Consider the following 19,173-nt stretch of genomic DNA (forward strand, 5'->3'; position numbering starts at 1 on the left):
ATGACCACAACCCGACTGACCATGGCCCAGGCCCTGGTGAAGTTCCTGGACAACCAATACATCGAAGTCGATGGCGTAGAGAGCAAGTTTGTCGCCGGTGTGTTCACCATTTTCGGCCACGGCAACGTGCTGGGCCTCGGCCAGGCGCTGGAGCAGGACAGCGGCGACCTGGTGGTGCACCAGGGCCGCAACGAGCAGGGCATGGCCCATGCCGCCATCGGTTTTGCCAAGCAGCACCTGCGGCGCAAGATCTACGCGTGCACCGCGTCGGTCGGCCCCGGCGCGGCGAATATGCTGACCGCCGCTGCCACTGCCACGGCCAACCGTATCCCGCTGCTGCTGTTGCCCGGCGATGTCTACGCCAGCCGCCAGCCTGACCCGGTGTTGCAACAGATCGAACAGTTCCATGACCTGAGCATCAGCACCAACGACGCGTTCCGTTCCGTGAGCAAATACTGGGACCGCATCAACCGCCCTGAGCAATTGATGACGGCGGCGATCCACGCCATGCGCGTGCTCACCGACCCCGCCGAAACCGGCGCGGTGACCCTGGCGCTGCCCCAGGATGTGCAGGCCGAAGCCTGGGACTATCCCGACTATTTCCTGCAAAAACGCGTGCACCGTATCGACCGTCGCCCGGCCACTGCGGCAATGATCGGCGATGCACTGGCCGCGTTCCGTGGCAAGCGCAAGCCGCTGATTATCTGCGGTGGCGGGGTCAAGTACTCCGGCGCGAATGCTGCGTTGCAGGCGTTCGCCGAGCGCTTCGCGATTCCCTTTGCCGAAACCCAGGCGGGCAAGAGTGCGGTGGTTTCCAGCCACCCGCTGAACGTCGGCGGCATTGGCGAAACCGGCTGCCTGGCGGCCAACCTGCTGGCACCGCAGGCCGACCTGATCATCGGCATCGGCACGCGTTATACCGACTTCACCACCTCGTCCAAATCGCTGTTCAAGCATGCCGATGTCAAGTTCCTCAACCTCAACATCAGCCCGTGCGATGTGTTGAAACTCGACGCGGTGCAAGTGCTGGGCGATGCGCAACTGGCCCTTGAAGCCTTGGCGGATGCGTTGGGCGATTACCGCAGCGGCTGGGGCGAACAGGTGCGCGAGGCCAAGGCGCAGCTCGACGCCGAAGTCGAGCGCGTGCATCAGGTGGAGTACAGCGGCGACGGCTTCGTGCCCGAAGTCGACGACCACCTCGACCGCGCCGTGCTGCGTGAATTCATCGAGCTGACCGGCTCGTGCCTGACCCAGAGCCGCGTGCTCGGTGTACTCAACCAGACCCTGGCCGACGACGCGATCATCGTCGCCGCTGCCGGCAGCCTGCCCGGCGACTTGCAACGCGCCTGGCGCAGCAAGGGCGTCAACACCTACCACGTCGAATATGGCTATTCGTGCATGGGCTACGAGATCAACGCCGCGCTGGGGGTGAAACTCGCCGAGCCAAGCAAGGAGGTGTATGCGTTGGTCGGCGACGGCTCCTACATGATGCTGCACTCGGAGCTGGCCACCTCGATCCAGGAGCGGCGCAAGATCAACGTGGTGCTGCTGGACAACATGGCCTTTGGTTGCATCAACAACTTGCAGATCGGCAATGGCATGGACAGCTTCGGCACCGAGTTCCGCTACCGCAACCCCGAGAGCGGCAAGCTCGACGGCGGCCTGGTGCCGGTGGACTTTGCCATGAGCGCGGCGGCCTATGGCTGCAAGACCTACAAGGTCAGCACCGTGGCGCAACTTGAAGCGGCGCTGGCCGATGCGCGTACGCAAACGGTGTCGACGCTGATCGACATCAAGGTGCTGCCAAAAACCATGGTGCACGGCTACCTGTCGTGGTGGCGGGTCGGCGTGGCGCAGGTGTCGACCAGCGAACGCACGAATGCCGCGGCAAAGAAACTCAATGAACAGCTGGCGAAGGCCCGGCAGTACTAATAACAAGAGGAGTTTTTACATGTCGTTGAAGCTTGGAGTCATCGGTACTGGGGCCATTGGCCGGGACCATATCCGTCGTTGCAGCCAGACCCTGCTCAACAGCCAGGTGGTGGCGGTGACCGACATCAATCTCGAGCAGGCCGCCAAGGTGGTGGCCGATTTGAAGCTGGACGCCGAGGTGTACCCCGACGGCCACGCGCTGATCAACTCGCCGCAGGTCGAGGCGGTGCTTGTCACGTCCTGGGGCCCGAGCCACGAGGAATTCGTGCTCGCCGCCATCGCCGCCGGCAAGCCGGTGTTCTGCGAAAAACCCCTGGCAGTCACCGCTGCCGGCTGCCGCAAGATCGTCGACGCCGAAGTCGCCTACGGCAAGCGCCTGGTGCAAGTCGGGTTCATGCGTCCGTATGACGAAGGCTATCGCGCACTCAAGGCGGTGATCGACAGCGGCCAGATCGGCGAGCCGCTGATGCTGCACTGCGCACACCGCAACCCGACAGTGGGCGAGAACTACAAGACCGACATGGCGATCACCGACACCCTGATCCACGAGTTGGATGTGTTGCGCTGGTTGCTCAACGACGACTACGTGTCGGTGCAAGTGGTGTTCCCGCGCAAGTCGAGCAAGGCCCTCGCGCACCTGCGCGACCCGCAGATCGTGCTGCTGGAAACCGCCAAGGGCACGCGCATCGACGTGGAGGTGTTTGTGAACTGCCAATACGGCTACGACATCCAGTGCGAAGTGGTGGGGGAGACCGGCATTGCCAAGCTGCCAGAGCCGTCCCAGGTGCAGCTGCGCAGTGAAGCGAAGTTGTCCAATGCGATCCTGATGGACTGGAAGGATCGGTTTATCGGCGCCTATGACGTGGAGTTGCAGGCGTTTATCGACAGCGTGCGTGCCGGGCAGGTGGGAGGGCCGTCGGCGTGGGATGGCTTTGCGGCGGCTGTGGCGGCGGATGCGTGTATCGAAGCGCAGAGCAGTGAGCAGATTGTGAAAGTCAGCTTACCTGATCGCCCGCACTTCTACGGCTAACCCCAACCCCAAAGGTGGAATGCAGTCAAAAATGTGGGAGCGGGCTTGCTCGCGAATGCGGTGTCTCAGATACAAAATTTTGGCTGACACACCGCATTCGCGAGCAAGCCCGCTCCCACATTTAGATTGGGCTTTCACTTTGAAAAAGGAGTGTCTGTATGCGAATCGGACTAGTCGGCTACGGCCACGGAGGGCGCTTTTTTCATGCGCCGCTGATTGCAACCTTGCCCGGCGCCACGTTTGTCGGCGTCGTCACACGCTCCCCCGAGCGCCGCCAGCAGTTGGCGAGTGATCATCCCGGCCTCAAGGCGTTTGACTCCATCGGCCAGATTGTCGAAGCCGGCGTCGACACCCTGGTCATCTCCACCACCCTCAAGGGCCGCCCGGCGCTGGTGCTGGAAGCCATCGAGCACGGGCTGACGGTGGTCAGCGACAAACCCTTCGCCGCCAACACCGAACAGGCCCAGGCGCTGATCACCGCCGCCGAGCGCCATGGGGTGAAGCTCAGCGTTTATCAGAACCGACGCTGGGACTCGGACTACCTGACCCTGCGCAAACTGATCGACGCCGGTGCCCTGGGCACCATTACCCGCTTTGAATCCCGCGTGGAGCGCTACGCCCCCCACGCCGTCGGCAATGCCAGCGGCGGCGGTTGGTTGCGTGACCTTGGCAGCCATCTGGTGGACCAGGCGCTGCAACTGTTCGGCCCGGTGGACCGGGTGTTTGCGCAATTGCAGTTCAGCCACGAACACCCGACCGTCGATCACGGCTTCTTTGTGTCCCTGACCCATGCCAACGGGGTGATTTCCCATTTGTGGGGCAGTGCCCTGCAAAACAGCCAGGCCCCGCGTTTTCGCGTGAGTGGCACCCTCGGTTGCTACACCGTCGAAGGGCTGGACGGCCAGGAGGAGGCGCTGTTGGCCGGCAAATCGCCGAAGACCGAAGGCGAGCACTGGGGCGCCGAAGAACATCGGCGCTGGGGCTGGTTCGAACAAGGCGAGGAGCGCGAGCGGGTGCCAGCGGAGAAGGGCTGCTGGACGCAGTTCTATCGCCAGTTGCAACGTGCCGTGGACAGCCAGGAAGCACTGCCGGTGGACGTCTATGACGCGCTGGAAACCACCCGTATATTGGACGCCGCACGCCTTAGCGCGGGGCGTCAGCAGGTGGTTTCAACAAAAATAGAATAAAATTCTAAAACAGGTTGATATGGAAATTATTTTCCAATAAAGTCTTTTCCAGGTTGCATAAAGTACGTCTTGGGCTCGACCCCGGCGACTCAACAAAAACAAGATCAAAAACAACCAGGTACCGTCAGATGAAAATCTTCAACGCTGTACTGCGAGTTTTACGCCCAGCCTCCACGCCACGCGGTCTGCCCCGCGCCCGGCCGTTCTACTTCTCTTTCCTCAATGTGTTGTGCGTCGAAAACCAAGGCGCGTTGGTGTGCTGCATTCCAGGTGCACCCGTCGTCCGGCTGCCTGCCGAGCTCTGATAAACGCAACGTCCAAAAAACCAACAAGAAAGTGGAGACAGACCGTTCATGAAGACCCCGATCCGTTTTACCGCGCTAGCCCTGTCGCTGTTGCTGGCCAGTGGTGCTGCTTCGGCTGCCGATCTCAAGATAGGTGTGAGTATGTCCGCCTTCGACGACACCTTTCTTACCTACCTGCGCGAAGACATGGACAAACAAGCCAAGTCCTACCCAAAGGGTGACGGCGTGCAACTGCAGTTTGAAGATGCCCGCGCCGATGTGGTGAAGCAACTTAGTCAGGTCGAGAACTTTATCAGCCAAAAAGTCGATGCAATCATCGTTAACCCGGTTGATACAGCCTCGACTGCGAACATTATCAAGGCTGCCACTGCGGCGAAAATCCCGCTGGTATTCGTCAACCGTCGCCCTGACAGCGCAACATTGGCCCCCGGCGTAGCGGCGGTAACCTCCGACGACGTCGAGGCGGGCAAGCTGCAAATGCAGTACATCGCGGAGAAGCTCGACGGCAAAGGCAATATTGTGATCCTGCTGGGTGACTTGGCGAATAACTCCACTTCCAACCGTACCAAAGGAGTGAAGGAAGTCCTGGCCAAATACCCTGGCATCAAGATCGAACAGGAGCAGACCGGGATATGGCTGCGTGACAAGGGCATGACCCTGGTCAACGATTGGCTGACCCAAGGGCGCGACTTCCAGGCGGTGCTTTCGAACAACGACGAGATGGCGATTGGTGCTTCCATGGCCCTGAAGTCGGCAGGTAAGAAAGGCGTGCTGATCGCCGGTGTCGATGGCACGCCGGATGGTTTGAATGCGATCACTAAGGGTGACATGACTGTGTCGGCTTTCCAGGATGCCAAGGGCCAAGCGGACAAGTCGGTTGAGACAGCGCGCAAGATGGCTAAGAACGAGCCTATCGAGCAGAACGTGGTGATCCCGTTCCAGCTGATCACCCCCGAAAACGTCAAAGACTTCAAATAACAACAATAAGCCAGCAGGGCAGCTGTGCGGTTGCCCTGCCGATGGAGTACCTCCCTATGCTTGCTCAAGCCACTCTCTCGCAGCCTCCCGGTATCCAGCCAGTAGAACTGGAAGAACCCTACCTGTTGGAAATCAGCAATATCAGCAAAGGCTTTCCCGGCGTCGTGGCCCTGGCCGATGTGCAACTGCGAGTGCGCCCGGGTACGGTGCTGGCGCTGATGGGCGAGAACGGTGCGGGCAAGTCGACGCTGATGAAAATCATCGCCGGCATCTACCAGCCCGACGCCGGGGAAATCCGCCTGCGCGGCAAGCCGATTGTGTTTGAAACCCCACTGGCGGCACAAAAGGCCGGGATCGCGATGATCCACCAGGAGCTCAACCTGATGCCGCACATGAGCATCGCCGAGAACATCTGGATCGGCCGCGAGCAGCTCAACGGCCTGCACATGGTCAACCACCGCGAAATGCACCGCTGCACCGCCGAGTTGCTGGCACGCCTGCGCATCAACCTGGACCCGGAAGAACACGTCGGCAACCTGAGTATCGCCGAGCGGCAGATGGTCGAGATTGCCAAGGCGGTGTCCTACGACTCCGACATCCTGATCATGGATGAACCGACTTCGGCCATTACCGACAAGGAAGTGGCCCACCTGTTTTCGATCATTGCCGACCTCAAGGCCCAGGGCAAAGGCATCGTCTACATCACGCACAAAATGAACGAAGTGTTTGCCATCGCCGACGAAGTGGCCGTGTTTCGCGACGGCCATTACATCGGCCTGCAACGCGCCGACAGCATGAACAGCGACAGCCTGATCTCGATGATGGTCGGCCGTGAGCTGAGCCAGTTGTTCCCGGTGCGCGAGACGCCCATCGGTGAGCTGCTGATGTCGGTGCGCGAGCTGAGCCTGGATGGCGTGTTCAAGGACGTTTCGTTCGACCTGCATGCCGGGGAAATCCTCGGCATCGCCGGGCTGATGGGCTCGGGCCGCACCAATGTGGCCGAAACCATTTTTGGCATCACCCCCAGCAGCAGCGGCCAGATCACCCTCGACGGCAAGGCGGTGCGCATTACCGACCCGCACATGGCGATCGAGAAGGGCTTTGCGCTGTTGACCGAGGACCGCAAGCTCAGCGGCCTGTTCCCGTGCCTGTCGGTGCTGGAGAACATGGAGATGGCCGTGCTGCCGCACTATAGCGGCAACGGTTTTATCCAGCAGAAAGCCCTGCGTGCGCTGTGCGAAGACATGTGCAAGAAGCTGCGGGTGAAAACCCCGTCCCTTGAACAGTGCATCGACACCTTGTCCGGTGGCAACCAGCAAAAAGCCTTGCTCGCGCGCTGGTTGATGACCAATCCACGCTTGCTGATCCTCGATGAGCCGACCCGTGGCATCGATGTGGGCGCCAAGGCCGAGATCTACCGTTTGATTTCCTTCCTCGCCAGCGAAGGCATGGCGGTGATCATGATCTCCTCGGAGCTGCCCGAAGTGCTGGGCATGAGCGACCGGGTGATGGTGATGCACGAGGGCGAACTGATGGGCACCCTGGATCGGTCCGAGGCGACCCAGGAAAAAGTCATGCAGCTGGCTTCCGGTATGACCGTAGTCCACTGACGTACAGAATAAAAAAGGTGATGGGTTATGAACGCAATAACGGATAACAAACCGGCCACTGTGCCGACCAAGACACGCCGGCGCATGCCGACCGAGCTGAGCATCTTCCTGGTGCTGATCGGTATCGGCCTGGTGTTTGAACTGTTCGGCTGGATCGTGCGTGACCAGAGCTTCCTGATGAACTCCCAGCGCCTGGTGCTGATGATCCTGCAAGTGTCGATCATTGGCCTGCTGGCGATTGGTGTGACCCAGGTGATCATTACCACGGGTATCGATCTGTCATCCGGTTCGGTGTTGGCGCTGTCGGCGATGATCGCCGCCAGTTTGGCGCAAACTTCAGACTTTTCGCGGGCAGTGTTTCCAAGTCTCACGGATTTGCCGGTGTGGATCCCGGTGGCAATGGGGCTGGGCGTAGGGCTGCTGGCGGGGGCGATCAACGGCAGCATCATCGCCGTGACCGGTATCCCGCCGTTCATTGCCACCCTGGGCATGATGGTGTCGGCCCGTGGGCTGGCGCGCTACTACACCGAAGGCCAGCCGGTGAGCATGCTCTCGGACTCGTACACGGCCATCGGCCATGGTGCGATGCCGGTGATCATCTTCCTGGTGGTTGCGGTGATCTTCCATATTGCCCTGCGTTACACCAAGTACGGCAAGTACACCTACGCCATCGGCGGCAACATGCAGGCGGCGCGGACCTCGGGGATCAACGTCAAGCGGCATCTGGTCATCGTCTACAGCATCGCCGGCCTGCTGGCGGGCCTGGCCGGTGTGGTTGCCTCGGCACGTGCGGCCACGGGGCAGGCCGGGATGGGCATGTCCTATGAACTGGACGCGATTGCCGCCGCCGTGATCGGCGGCACCAGCCTGGCGGGCGGGGTAGGGCGCATTACCGGCACGGTGATCGGCGCGCTGATCCTGGGCGTGATGGCCAGCGGGTTTACTTTTGTCGGTGTGGATGCGTACATCCAGGACATCATCAAGGGGCTGATCATCGTGGTGGCGGTGGTGATCGACCAATACCGCAACAAGCGCAAGCTCAAACGCTGACCTGGATGCGGGGTTAAATGGGGGAGCGGGCTTGCTCGCGAAAGCGGTGTCTCAGTACAGAATGTACCGGCTGACACGCCGCTTTCGCGAGCAAGCCCGCTCCCACATGGGGTCTATCGCTGATCCGTTCCAACCGTTTGTCTTCTATATAGCTCCACAACACTGAATTTCTTGCTATAAACGCACTCCGATAACCAATCGCCAAGCCCGTCCTGGTGCTTTTAGGGGTTATCTCGGAAAAATTGCCTGTCTTTTCAGTTGCTGCGCCCTCAAGTCGGCCTTAGACTGCCGCCCCTCGTAAATTGAGTGCCGGGTGGCGCTTGAAATGGACGGCGCCCTTCCGAGACCTGCAGAGGTCGGCCGGAACGCTCCCTTATTCGCCTTAATGCACGTATTTTTTATAGAGAAATCAATGACAAAGGAAAAGTTGCTGGCCATGCCGGCGGATGACTACATGAATGCCGAACAGCACGCTTTTTTTGAGCAATTGCTGCAAGACATGAAAGTGGAACACCACGAGCGCATTGAACAGAACCGTATCGCCATTGAAAGCCTGGACACCCCGGCCGATCCGGCTGACGCCGCTTCGGTCGAAGAAGAACGTACCTGGCTGGTGAACGCCATCGACCGCGACCAGCGCATGCTGCCGCAACTCGAACGCGCGTTGGAACGCATCAAGGAAGACTCCTTTGGCTGGTGTGACGACAGCGGCGAGCCTATCGGCCTCAAGCGCCTGCTGATCAGCCCGACCACCAAGTACTGCATCGAAGCGCAAGAGCGCCACGAGCAGATTGACAAGCACCAGCGCCAAGCCTGATGCGCTGAAGCTGGGGGGCGCGCCTGCGTCCCTCCAGGCGATACCCGTTACGCCCCGTCTATTGATCTGCTGCAACGCACCCCACTAAAGGCCCATGGATAATGGCCTGATAGTGGCGTCTAATGCAGTGACAATAATGACAAGCAGTGGGGTGACGAAGATGGCTGGAGACGGATCTCTGATGGGCGCAGCAGTACCACCGCAGACGGTGGTGCGCGGGCTGCCCGGTTGGCTGACGCCGCTCTTGCAGAGCACCGCCCTGGTGCTGGTCCTGCTGGGCCTGGCGTTTGCCGGCCTGTCGATATACCTCTGCCTGCCACTGGCCTTGCTGGTGATCTGGCTGCCTCGCCTGAAAACCCGCACGCCTGCGGTCGCACCTTCCACGGACAGCGACGCCATCGGTGAGCTCACGCGTGACCTGTCCCACACCACCAGCCATAACGCGCTGTCTGCCGCCGGCGTGGCCTATGCGGTCAAGCAACTGGCTGCGCGCCTGCAATCGCAGTTAAGTGCGGCCAAGCAGATCGTCAGCAGCGCCGAAGTGATGATCGGCACGGAGCAGGTCACCTCACAGCTCAGCCGTCAGGCGCTCGGTGCAGCCAGCCAGGCCCATCAACGCAGCACCGAAGGGCGTGAGGTGTTGGCGCAGTCGATCACGCGCATGCATCAGCTCAGCGACCGGGCCAACGCCAGTCGCGAGTTGATCGAAGCGTTGAGCCAGCGCAGCGAGGAAATCCAGCGAGTGACGTTGGTGATTCAGTCCATCGCCAGCCAGACCAACCTGTTGGCCTTGAACGCGGCCATTGAAGCCGCGCGTGCCGGCGAGCACGGGCGCGGGTTTGCCGTGGTTGCCGATGAAGTGCGCGGGCTGGCCGGGCGGACCGCCACCGCGACCGATGAGGTCGGGGTGATGGTCGCCGATATTCAACAACGCACCGCCCAGGTGGTGGAGCAGATTCGCCAACTGTCGACCGACCTCAATACGGGTGTGGAGCAGGTCGAGCATGCCGGTGAACAGCTGTCGAGCATCGCCAGCCTGGCGTCGGATGTGGAAGGGCAGGTCAATGAGATCGCCCAGGGCACCGACACCAACCGTGCCCAGTTGGACAGCCTGTTCCATGCCGTGGAACAAATGCGCAGCGACCTGACCGTGAGTGACCAGCAAACCCGTCAGCTGGCCGACGCCGCCGTACAGATGGAAGGCCAGGCCGAAATCATCAGTGAGCGCTTGGCCGAGGTCGGGCTGGATGACTATCACCAGCGCGTCTACGACCTGGCCCGTGAAGGCGCCAGCCGCATTGCCGCGCAGTTCGAGGCCGATGTGGAGCAAAACCGCATCAGCCTGGATGACCTGTTCGACCGTAGTTACACGCTGATCCCGAATACCCATCCGAGTAAGTACCACACGCGGTTTGACGGTTATACCGATCAGGTGTTGCCGGGGATTCAGGAGGCGTTGTTGCCGCGTCACGAGGGGTTGGTCTTCGCTATTGCCTGCACTCCCCAGGGCTATGTGCCGACGCACAACAAGGCGTTTTCCCAGGCCTTGACCGGGGATGCCCAGGTGGATGCGGTGCAGAACCGCACCAAGCGCAAGTTTGACGACCGCACCGGGATTCGCTGTGGCAGCCACCAGCAAGCGGTGCTGCTACAGACGTATACCCGCGATACCGGCGAATTGATGCATGACTTGTCAGTGCCGATCATGGTCAAGGGCCGGCACTGGGGTGGGTTGCGGCTGGGCTACAGGCCGGAAGGCGTGTAGGCGCGGGGAGGGGGCCGTCGAGCGGGGTTCAGGAGGTCAATGCCCCTGAATCGACGGCAGTCTTGAGGGCCAGGGCGGATTCTTTGCCCGCGACGGCGGCAGCTTCTGCAGTCTTGAACCAGCGGTCCTTTTCCACCTGATGCGTGGTGACCGTTTTCAGCGGTGGCTTGGCGCGCATCACGATGACCGCCTGGAATTCTCCGTCTATTTCCCTCGCATCGCCATGGATGAAAAACTCGCCAATATCAAATTCCGTCACGTATAGCCTTCCCTTCAAGGTAACTGCACAGATGAGACCTGACCCGCAGAGGGGCAAACTTCAATCGACGGGCCAGTATGGCAGTTGTTGGTGGGTGGCGGCGCGGTAAAGTCATCCAGGTGACGAAACGAGGCCGCCCCGTTGCAGTGTGGCTTCCAGTTCCTTGGCCAGTTGGCAGGCCTTGATATGGTCGCTGCGAAACCCCAGCACACGGCCGCTGGTGATTTCGCGGATATGAAAGAAGTTACGCCCCGCCGGCACAACTTGGTAAAGAACCGAATTCGAGTACCCGTATAGGCCTTGCACGCAGTAGTATTGGCGCTCGTCATGCAGTGTCGAGCGAGTGTGGCAAGACGTAGCATCGTGTTGACGTCGTTGCATGGTCAGCTCCTGTCGATCGATTGTGTTGATGCAACTGCAGCGTTTCGGGTGGTTTTGACCCGTGTTGCTGTTTTAGTATTGTCGTCGGCGAACGATGTCTGGTTCCCCACCTGGGTATTTTGTTTAAGGTGGGCTGTCGGAAACCGCGTTTTTTATTTGGGTTATTCTCTGAAGCGGTGCGGTCTCTATTCTCGAGCCGTCAAACCTGTGATCTGCTGTGATACATGGTGTCCTCGCCCGAGGTTCATTGGGTACGTCTGTACCAGCCGTATGGCTCAGCAGCGGGATCTTCTTCAGTTTTTCAATGAATGTGTTGTGTGATCGTGCCGTAACGGCCGGATTTTTGTGCTGCCCGCTGTGGCGGTCAGCACTTCTTTTGATGTGGGGGCGTTTCCTTGGCAGTCAGTAATCTGGATATGCACGCGTTATTCGTGCTGGGTGATTTACGCGCAAAGTTGGTCAAGCAGTTTCAATCCCGTTTTGTTTACATCACTGAACAAACGCCGGAAGGTATTTACATCGCCGAAATCGATACCGAAACCGCATTGGTTGTCGATGACAAACCGCGCCTGGAACTCAAGGTCGGCGACCATTTTCGTGCGGCCGTGCTGCCCAGCCGTGAAGGCGGCAAGTTTGAATTGAAGTTCCGCGACATTAAGTTGACGGTATATGGCCTGGGCGATTACGCCTTTGTTTCGTCGGCTGAAGGCCAGGGTATCGTGTTCAAGGAAGGCCATAGCGTCATGCTGGTGTTTGCCGCCAATGAACAATTGCAGGAAGGCCTGACCAAAACCCTCAAGGCCGTGACCGGCAAGGCCGCCAAGTGGCGCAAGGGTGAGCTGGTGACCTTCAAGGCCAGCGAGTAGTTTGTAAACGCAATGTGTAATCCGTTTCTCCCGGAACCTCTACTACAGTTGAGTTGACTTAACTATTCAGAGGCTTCGCGCGTTGGCAGCAAAGCCGTCCGCTATGGCTGCTAAACATGAGGTGCGAAGGCATGAAAGGATTGAGATCGCTGTTGGCCGTGTCGCTGGCGACACTGGGCCTGTCAGTTGCAGCATTGCCGGTGTCGGCGGCCCAGGCGCCGATTCATTTCGCCGACCTGAACTGGGAGAGCGGCAGCCTGATCACTGAAGTACTTCGGGTTATCGTCGAGAAGGGCTATGACTTGCCTACCGACACCTTGCCCGGCACCACCATTACCCTGGAAACCGCACTGGCCAAGAACGACATCCAGGTGATCGGCGAAGAGTGGGCCGGTCGCAGCCCGGTGTGGATCAAGGCCGAGGCCGAAGGCAAGGTGGTGGGCCTGGGTGATACGGTCAAGGGCGCCACCGAAGGCTGGTGGGTGCCGGAATACGTGGTCAAGGGCGACGCCGCCAAAGGCCTCAAGCCCCTGGCACCGGACCTCAAGCGCGTGCAGGACCTGGCGCGCTACAAGGACGTGTTCAAGGACCCGGAGTCTCCCGGCAAGGGGCGCTTCCTAAACAGCCCGATCGGCTGGACGTCCGAGGTGGTCAACGCACAGAAGCTCAAGGCCTACGGGCTCAGCGACAGCTACGTGAACTTCCGCAGTGGCTCAGGCGCGGCGCTGGACGCCGAGATTGCTTCGTCGATCCGCCGGGGCAAGCCGGTGCTGTTCTACTACTGGTCGCCGACGCCGTTGATGGGGCGCTACAAGTTGATCCAGTTGGAAGAACCGCCATTTGATGCCGAGGCATGGAAGACGCTGACGGATGCGGACAATCCCGAGCCGAAACCGACACGGTCGTTGGCGTCCAAGCTGAGTATTGGCGTGTCGACGCCGTTCCAGAAAGAGCATCCGCAGATTGCCGCGTTTTTCTCCAAGGTCGAGTTTCCCATCGGGCCACTCAATCAGGCGCTGGCAAAAATGAGCGAAAACCACACGCCTCCACGGGACGTGGCCCAGGCGTTCCTCAAGGAGCACCCTGAGGTGTGGAAGGCGTGGTTGACCGAAGAGGTGGCGCAGAAGGTCGAGGCAAGCCTGAAGTAAGTGTGGGAGGGGGCTGGCCCCTCCCGTATTGGCCTGTGTTCCGGGCTCAGAACTGAGTGTTTACGGCCAGTTCGAAGGTCCTTGGCGACCCCAGGTAATACGCCGGTGACACATGGGCAAACTCGGCATACACCTCATTCGTCAGGTTGCGCACCCGCGCCGTCACCGAGGTGTGCTGATCCACCTTGTAGCGCAGGAACGTGCCGAACAACGTGTAGGCTGGCACTGTCTGGGTGTTGGCGTTATCCGCATAAACCTCGGCGACATACCGCGCGTCCACACCCCCTTGCCAGTCCTCGGCAATATCGTAGGTCAGCCACAGGTTGCCCACGCGCTTGGGGACGTTGGTCGGCGTATTGCCCTTGCGTGACACCACAGCACCGCTGGCGAGCTTCTCGTTGAACTCGTCGTATTCGGCGTCCACCCAGGCGAAATTGCCTTCGGCGAGCAGCCGTGGAGTGATGCGCATTGAACTGGCCAACTCAATGCCTTTGGACGACTGCGCACCCACCGGGATGCTGTTGGTCGGGTCCAGCGGGTCGGTGACGGCGAAGTCCTTGCGTTCGATCCTGTAGGCGGCAACGGTGGCCGCGCCACGTCCATCCAGATAGTCGAACTTGCTGCCCACTTCCCATTGCTTGCCGGTCGACACATCGAACACCTGGGTCGTGGTGCTTGGCTGCTCGGCGGCGGTGCTGTATTGCACGTACACATTCGCTGACGGGATGAACTGGTAGGTCAGGCCGACGCGCCCGGTGAGCGGCTCCCAGCTGCGCTTGAAATGCCGTGGACTGGTGGCAGTCAGCGTGCCGTGGTTGGTCACGTCCAGGTTGATGGCGTCATAACGCAGGCCGGTGAGCAGCGACAATTTGTCGGTGAGGCCCAGGCGGTTTTCCACGAACAGCGCCTTGGTGGTGACCTCGTTGGTCTTGTCCTTGTTGAAGCCGGGCCTGGTGCCGGGGATGGCATAAAAATGCCCGGGATCGAAGTTGTTCGGGTCGACCGCACTGTTGCCCGCCGCGCGCAGCGGGCTGTTGGTGGTGCTGTTGAGCTTGTACTCGAAACCGCCAGACCAGGTGGTGGAAAGGCCGAAGACGCTGGCGTCGTGGCGCAACTCGAACTGGTTGCCCTGCTGCTCGCCCTGATGGCGCACCTGATAGGCGGTCGAGCGGTTTACCGCGCTGTTATCGGCGTTGTACTGATAGGTCTCCAGGTTGCGGTAATCGCGCTGGCTGTCGAGGTGATAAAGGGTGTTTTTCAGCGTGGTGCTGTCGTTGAGCCGGTAGTCGATGATCGAGCGCAGCCACACCGTGCGTTGCTCGTAACGTCCGTCGGCGACGTTGTAGTTGTTGAAGCGGTTGTGCTTGTCGATCTTCAACTCGCCGGCCTTGGGGTTGAGCACCGGAGTGCCCCAGTAGGGACTGTCCTCATGTTCGTCCTGGTATTCCACCGCCAGGGTGTGGGACAGGTCCGGCGTGAGGTCACTGAGCAGGGAAAACGCCATGCTCCAGGCGTCCCGTTTATCACGGTCGATGTAGCTGTGGTTGGTGTTGCGGCTTACATCCAGGCGCGCGTAGTGCTGCACCTCACTGCCTGGCTCGGTCAGGGCGTGGTTGAGGCCCAGGGCCATGCCAGCGGTGTCGTAGCTGCCGTAGCTGAGTTGGCCTTGCGCGGCCTGTTCTTCACGGCCGGCGAGCTTGGTCACGTAATTGAGCGAGCCGCCCACGGAGCCGGCGCCATTGATCAGCGAGGAGGGGCCGCCGACCAGTTCTACGCGGTCATAGATCCAGGCATCCACCGGACGTGCCAGGCCGGTGGCGACGTTGATGCCGTTGAACATCTGGGTGATCTGGCTGCTGGTAAATCCACGATAAGAGACAAACCCGCCAAACCCCGGCGGTGCACTGGCATTGACGCCGGGCAGGGTGTTGGCCGCATCGCGGAACGTCTTGGCACCGTGGCGTTCGATGTCGTTGCGCTTGGCGATGGCCACCGATGCTGGAGTTTCCCGGACGCTCAGCCCGAGCCGCGAGGCCATGCCGCTGGATTGATCCAGGGTCAGGCCGGGGTCGGCGCTTGGTTCGCCAGTGACAGTGGTCGGTGCCAGCTCGACGGCCCAGGCGCAGAAGGGCAGGCAGCCGAACAGGCCCGCCAACAGGGGTAAATGTTTCATGGTTGAATCCTGAAAAACTTGGCTTGAAAACAATGCACGACTGTCCGTCACCCCTTGGGGATGCGGTGGTCAGTGCCGATCAGATAGCGAAGGTGTCAGGCAACAGCGGGCGGCGCGCGGGGATGCGCCGTGGGCCAGGTAAAGCGGGCAGGGATGTCAGCGGCGAGTACCACGGCCGGTGGTGGCGCGTGGGGTTGTGGCAACACCGCCACATTCAGGCTGGAATTGAGCGCCGGGCCCATGCCTCCACTGGAACACAGCGGGCAACCGAACGCCTTGGACAGCGTCGGCAGGCTCTCATCCGTGGAGTTGGCAGGCGTGGGCGCCTGGGTGCGCGGGTCTACCGTGCAGAACTGGCCGCCGATGCCGTTGAGTTGCATCCCGACCATCTGCCCGTGACCGATACTGCAGGCGAACACATTGAACAGGACGCAGCAATAGAGCATCCAGGCAATGAGCGAGCGGTCGGTGCGGGCGAATTTCATGGGGCGGCACTTTACCATCAGCCACCGACGAAATACCTGCAAAAAAACGCAGGGCGACTATCCTTGTTCGCACATTTTCAGGGAGAGCCAGCCATGAGCTTTGTCATTGCACGATGGATCGTCGCTATTTTCACGGGTATCAGTATGGTGCACCTGTACTGGGCGGCGGGTGGCAAACTCGGGTTCCAGGCCGCCATTCCCGAGCTGCCCGGCGAATTCGCCAGCGGGCCGCGACCGGCTTTCATACCGTCGGCACTGATGACATTCCTCGTAGCGATGGGCCTGGTGGCGATTGCCTTGCTCGTGTGCCTGCGCGCCGGTTTGTACTTTTCCGCGGTGTCCCATGGCGCGTTGCAATGGGGCATCAGTGCGATAGCGCTGGTCATGTTTGCCCGGGCGATTGGGGACTCGGAGCTGGTGGGTTTTTTCAAAAAGGTCGGCGGGTCGCGGTTTGCCAGGTTGGATACCTATGTTTATTCGCCGTTGTGTCTGGTGTTGGGGCTGGGGTTGTTGGTCGTTGCGTGGGGGTGATCGCGCTGTGTGGGGGTGAAAGGCCACGCAAAAAGTCGATCCAAGCGCTTGCGGCAGCACCCGGCGAATAAAAACGCCTCTCATTCTTGCCCGATTTGCCGAGCTGCCCGTCATGGTTAATAGAACCTCTATTACCCAGGACCTCCCATGTCGCTTGCTCGTCCCTTGCACCCACTGGCCCTGTCAGTGGCGATGGCTTTTGCCGCTATGCCGCTGCTGAATACCCCGTCCGCCTTTGCCGCAGACAGCCGCAGCAGCGTGCGCAGCTTCTCGATTCCCGCCAGTGATTTGAGCCAGGCGCTCAACAACTTGGCCGAGCAGGCAGGCCTGGTGCTGGCGTTCGATGCGGGCTTGACCCGTGGTAAACGCAGCGCTGCGTTGAGCGGGCAGTACGACACTGAGGTGGCGCTGACCCGATTGCTCGCTGGCAGCGGCTTGCAGGCGCTGAAGATCGCCAATGACCGCTATCGCCTGGAGGCCCTCCCCGATAACAGCGGGGCGGTGGAGTTGCAGGCCACCACGATCAGCGGCGGCTATCAGGCCCAGAGCCCCGTGGGGCCGGTGGCGGGTTATGTGGCCACCCGCAGCCTGTCAGGCACCAAGACCGACACCGCCGTGATCGAAACCCCGCAGTCGATCTCCATCGTCACCAAAGACCAGATGCGCGCGCAAAACGCCGAGAGCCTCAACCAGATCCTGCGCTACGGCGCCGCGGTGGTCCCGGAGAGCCGTGGCGCTACGGCTTCGCGGCTGGACCAGTTGACGATCCGGGGTTTCTCGCCGGCCACCTACCTCGACGGCTTGCGCATGCCCTCCAGCCGTGACGCTTCGCCGCAAAAGGACGCCTTCGACCTGGAGCGCGTGGAAGTGCTGCGCGGCCCGGCGTCGGTGCTGTACGGGCAGGGCACACCCAGCGGGGTGATCAACATGGTCAGCAAGCGCCCGCTCGACACGCCGTTTCATGAGGTCGGCGTGGAATATGGCACCTTCAACAAGAAGCGCACCACCTTCGATCTGAGCGGCCCGATTGATGATCAGGGCGTGTATTCCTACCGTGTGGCCGGGCTTTTCGACGACGCCGACGGGCAGGTGGAACACACCGAAACGCGTCGCCAGTCGCTGTCGACGGCCTTTACCTGGCGCCCGGACGACGCCACCTCGCTGACCCTGCTGGGGCACTTCCAGAAGGACCCCAAGGGCGCGTCCTACGGCTCGGTGCCCGCCTGGGGCTCGGTGTTGCGCAGCCCCACCGGGCGCAAGATCGATGTGGATTTCTATGACGGCGAAAAAGACTTCGAGAAAAGCGATCGCGAGTACTACTCCATCGGCTACGCCTTCGAACATCACTTCAACGATGTGTGGACCGTGCGCCAGAACGCCCGTTACCTGCGCAGCGAGGGCCGCTACCGTAGTCTCTACAGCAACAACCTGCTGAGCGATTACCGCACCATGCAGCGCGCCACCATCGCCAGTGACGTCAACCTGGACGCCTACACCCTCGACAACCAGGCCCAGGCCAGATTCGACACTGGCCCGCTGCAACACACCTTGTTGATGGGCGTCGATTACCAGAACACCAGCACCGACACCCTGCAAGGCTCGACCCGTGTCGGTGCCGGGCCGACCCAGGATATTTTCGACCCGGTGTATGGCCGTCCGGTCGCGACCCCGGCGTACACCACCGACGGTACCTCCCGCAGCGAGCAGACCGGCGTTTATCTGCAAGAGCAGATGAAGTGGGACAACTGGGTGCTGCTGCTGGGCGGCCGCTATGACTGGGCCAGTACCGACAGCACTACCAAAACCCTGAGCAGCGGCGCCAAGAGCCAGTCGTCCCTGGACAGCAAGGCGTTCACCGGCCGCATTGGCCTGGTCTACCTGTTCGACAACGGCCTGGCACCCTATGCCAGTTATTCGGAGTCCTTCAGCCCGCAGTCGGGTACCGGCTACGGCGGTTCGGTGTTCAAACCGACCGAGGGCAAGCAGTATGAAGTCGGGATCAAATACCAGCCGCCGGGCAGCAACAGCTTTATCACCGCCGCGATCTTCGACCTGCGCCAGACCAATGTACTGACCACCGACCCGGACCCCACGCACCTGTGTGGCAGTGGCCGCTGCCAGAGCCAGGACGGCGAAGTGCAATCCCGTGGCTTTGAGCTGGAAGGCAAGGCCAGCCTCAACGATAACCTGGACATCAGCGCGGCATATGCCTACCTGGATAACCGCATCAGCCAGTCCAACAACACCGTGCAATACACGCCTGTCACCGACATCGGTGTAGGCCCGGCCCTACCGGCCAAAGGCACCAGCACCTACGGTGTGCCACGCCATACCGCGTCGGCGTGGGCGGATTACACCTTCCGCGACGGCCACCTCAAGGGCTTCGGCGTCGGGGCCGGGGCGCGTTATGTCGGCTCGTCCTGGGGCGACACGGCCAACACCCTGAAAGTCCCGGGCTACACCTTGTTCGACGCGGCGGTGCACTACGACATCCCGAACCTCGCCAACCTCAAGGACAACCTGCGCCTGGCGCTCAACGCCACCAACCTGGCGAATAAGGAGTACGTCGCCTCGTGCTATTCCTACTCGTGGTGCTGGTATGGCTCACAGCGCACGGTACAGGCGAGTGCGACTTATCAGTGGTGATAAGGCAATT

At 61.0% G+C, this 19,173-nt stretch carries 16 protein-coding genes; 12 read left to right on the forward strand and 4 right to left on the reverse strand.

Annotated features, from left to right (window positions below; translation table 11 throughout):
- The 8 genes from iolD to PSH81_RS11125 all read left to right on the forward strand — a co-directional run bounded on the left by iolD (window position 1) and on the right by PSH81_RS11125 (window position 10,674).
- Complete coding sequence (gene iolD, locus PSH81_RS11090) at window positions 1-1,932, forward strand: 3D-(3,5/4)-trihydroxycyclohexane-1,2-dione acylhydrolase (decyclizing) (protein WP_305392527.1); 1,932 nt, start codon at window positions 1-3, stop codon at window positions 1,930-1,932.
- 19 nt (window positions 1,933-1,951) lie between these two features.
- Complete coding sequence (locus tag PSH81_RS11095; protein WP_192299740.1) at window positions 1,952-2,962, forward strand: Gfo/Idh/MocA family protein; 1,011 nt, start codon at window positions 1,952-1,954, stop codon at window positions 2,960-2,962.
- A 158-nt stretch (window positions 2,963-3,120) separates the two neighbouring features.
- Window positions 3,121-4,149 carry a Gfo/Idh/MocA family protein gene (locus tag PSH81_RS11100; protein ID WP_226457189.1) on the forward strand — a complete coding sequence of 343 codons (1,029 nt, stop codon included), beginning with the start codon at window positions 3,121-3,123 and terminating at the stop codon, window positions 4,147-4,149.
- 353 nt (window positions 4,150-4,502) lie between these two features.
- Window positions 4,503-5,432 carry a sugar ABC transporter substrate-binding protein gene (locus PSH81_RS11105; protein WP_226457191.1) on the forward strand — a complete coding sequence of 310 codons (930 nt, stop codon included), beginning with the start codon at window positions 4,503-4,505 and terminating at the stop codon, window positions 5,430-5,432.
- Window positions 5,433-5,488: 56 nt separating this feature from the next.
- Window positions 5,489-7,042, forward strand: coding sequence for a sugar ABC transporter ATP-binding protein (locus tag PSH81_RS11110; protein WP_226457192.1), 1,554 nt, complete (start codon window positions 5,489-5,491; stop codon window positions 7,040-7,042).
- A gap of 27 nt (window positions 7,043-7,069) precedes the next feature.
- Window positions 7,070-8,092 carry an ABC transporter permease gene (locus PSH81_RS11115; protein ID WP_192299736.1) on the forward strand — a complete coding sequence of 341 codons (1,023 nt, stop codon included), beginning with the start codon at window positions 7,070-7,072 and terminating at the stop codon, window positions 8,090-8,092.
- A 412-nt stretch (window positions 8,093-8,504) separates the two neighbouring features.
- Window positions 8,505-8,909, forward strand: coding sequence for a TraR/DksA C4-type zinc finger protein (locus tag PSH81_RS11120; RefSeq protein WP_010564800.1), 405 nt, complete (start codon window positions 8,505-8,507; stop codon window positions 8,907-8,909).
- 544 nt (window positions 8,910-9,453) lie between these two features.
- Window positions 9,454-10,674, forward strand: a complete 1,221-nt coding sequence (locus PSH81_RS11125; protein WP_370694911.1) for a methyl-accepting chemotaxis protein — start codon at window positions 9,454-9,456, stop codon at window positions 10,672-10,674.
- Window positions 10,675-10,702: 28 nt separating this feature from the next.
- Here the strand turns inward: PSH81_RS11125 and PSH81_RS11130 are convergent, their stop codons facing one another.
- Window positions 10,703-10,933: a hypothetical protein gene (locus PSH81_RS11130; protein ID WP_226457194.1), complete on the reverse strand. Its 231-nt coding sequence runs from the start codon at window positions 10,931-10,933 to the stop codon at window positions 10,703-10,705.
- Between the two features lie 111 nt (window positions 10,934-11,044).
- Window positions 11,045-11,314: a hypothetical protein gene (locus tag PSH81_RS11135; protein ID WP_226457195.1), complete on the reverse strand. Its 270-nt coding sequence runs from the start codon at window positions 11,312-11,314 to the stop codon at window positions 11,045-11,047.
- A gap of 416 nt (window positions 11,315-11,730) precedes the next feature.
- On the opposite strand from PSH81_RS11135, the gene PSH81_RS11140 reads away from it, so the two are divergent.
- Both PSH81_RS11140 and PSH81_RS11145 read left to right on the forward strand, forming a co-directional pair.
- A complete protein-coding gene (locus PSH81_RS11140) occupies window positions 11,731-12,180 on the forward strand; it encodes a hypothetical protein (RefSeq protein ID WP_064452050.1) in 450 nt (149 codons plus the stop codon).
- Between the two features lie 131 nt (window positions 12,181-12,311).
- On the forward strand, window positions 12,312-13,328 hold the full coding sequence (locus PSH81_RS11145; protein ID WP_305392529.1) for an ABC transporter substrate-binding protein: 1,017 nt from the start codon (window positions 12,312-12,314) through the stop codon (window positions 13,326-13,328).
- Window positions 13,329-13,374: 46 nt separating this feature from the next.
- On the opposite strand, the gene PSH81_RS11150 is transcribed toward PSH81_RS11145, so the two are convergent.
- Both PSH81_RS11150 and PSH81_RS11155 read right to left on the reverse strand, forming a co-directional pair.
- Entirely contained in the window at window positions 13,375-15,501 is a 2,127-nt protein-coding gene (locus tag PSH81_RS11150; RefSeq protein WP_305392530.1) for a TonB-dependent siderophore receptor, read from the reverse strand.
- A 95-nt stretch (window positions 15,502-15,596) separates the two neighbouring features.
- Window positions 15,597-15,986: a DUF2946 domain-containing protein gene (locus PSH81_RS11155; RefSeq protein ID WP_226457198.1), complete on the reverse strand. Its 390-nt coding sequence runs from the start codon at window positions 15,984-15,986 to the stop codon at window positions 15,597-15,599.
- A 93-nt stretch (window positions 15,987-16,079) separates the two neighbouring features.
- Between PSH81_RS11155 and PSH81_RS11160 the strand changes: the two genes are divergently transcribed.
- The gene (locus PSH81_RS11160; RefSeq protein ID WP_305392531.1) at window positions 16,080-16,517 is read left to right on the forward strand and encodes a DUF3995 domain-containing protein; all 438 of its coding nucleotides are present in this window, start codon (window positions 16,080-16,082) and stop codon (window positions 16,515-16,517) included.
- 147 nt (window positions 16,518-16,664) lie between these two features.
- Complete coding sequence (locus tag PSH81_RS11165) at window positions 16,665-19,163, forward strand: TonB-dependent siderophore receptor (RefSeq protein ID WP_305392532.1); 2,499 nt, start codon at window positions 16,665-16,667, stop codon at window positions 19,161-19,163.
- Window positions 19,164-19,173 lie beyond the last annotated feature (10 nt).

This window comes from Pseudomonas sp. FP2335 (genome assembly GCF_030687535.1).
In the GTDB taxonomy this organism is placed as follows: Bacteria; Pseudomonadota; Gammaproteobacteria; order Pseudomonadales; family Pseudomonadaceae; genus Aquipseudomonas.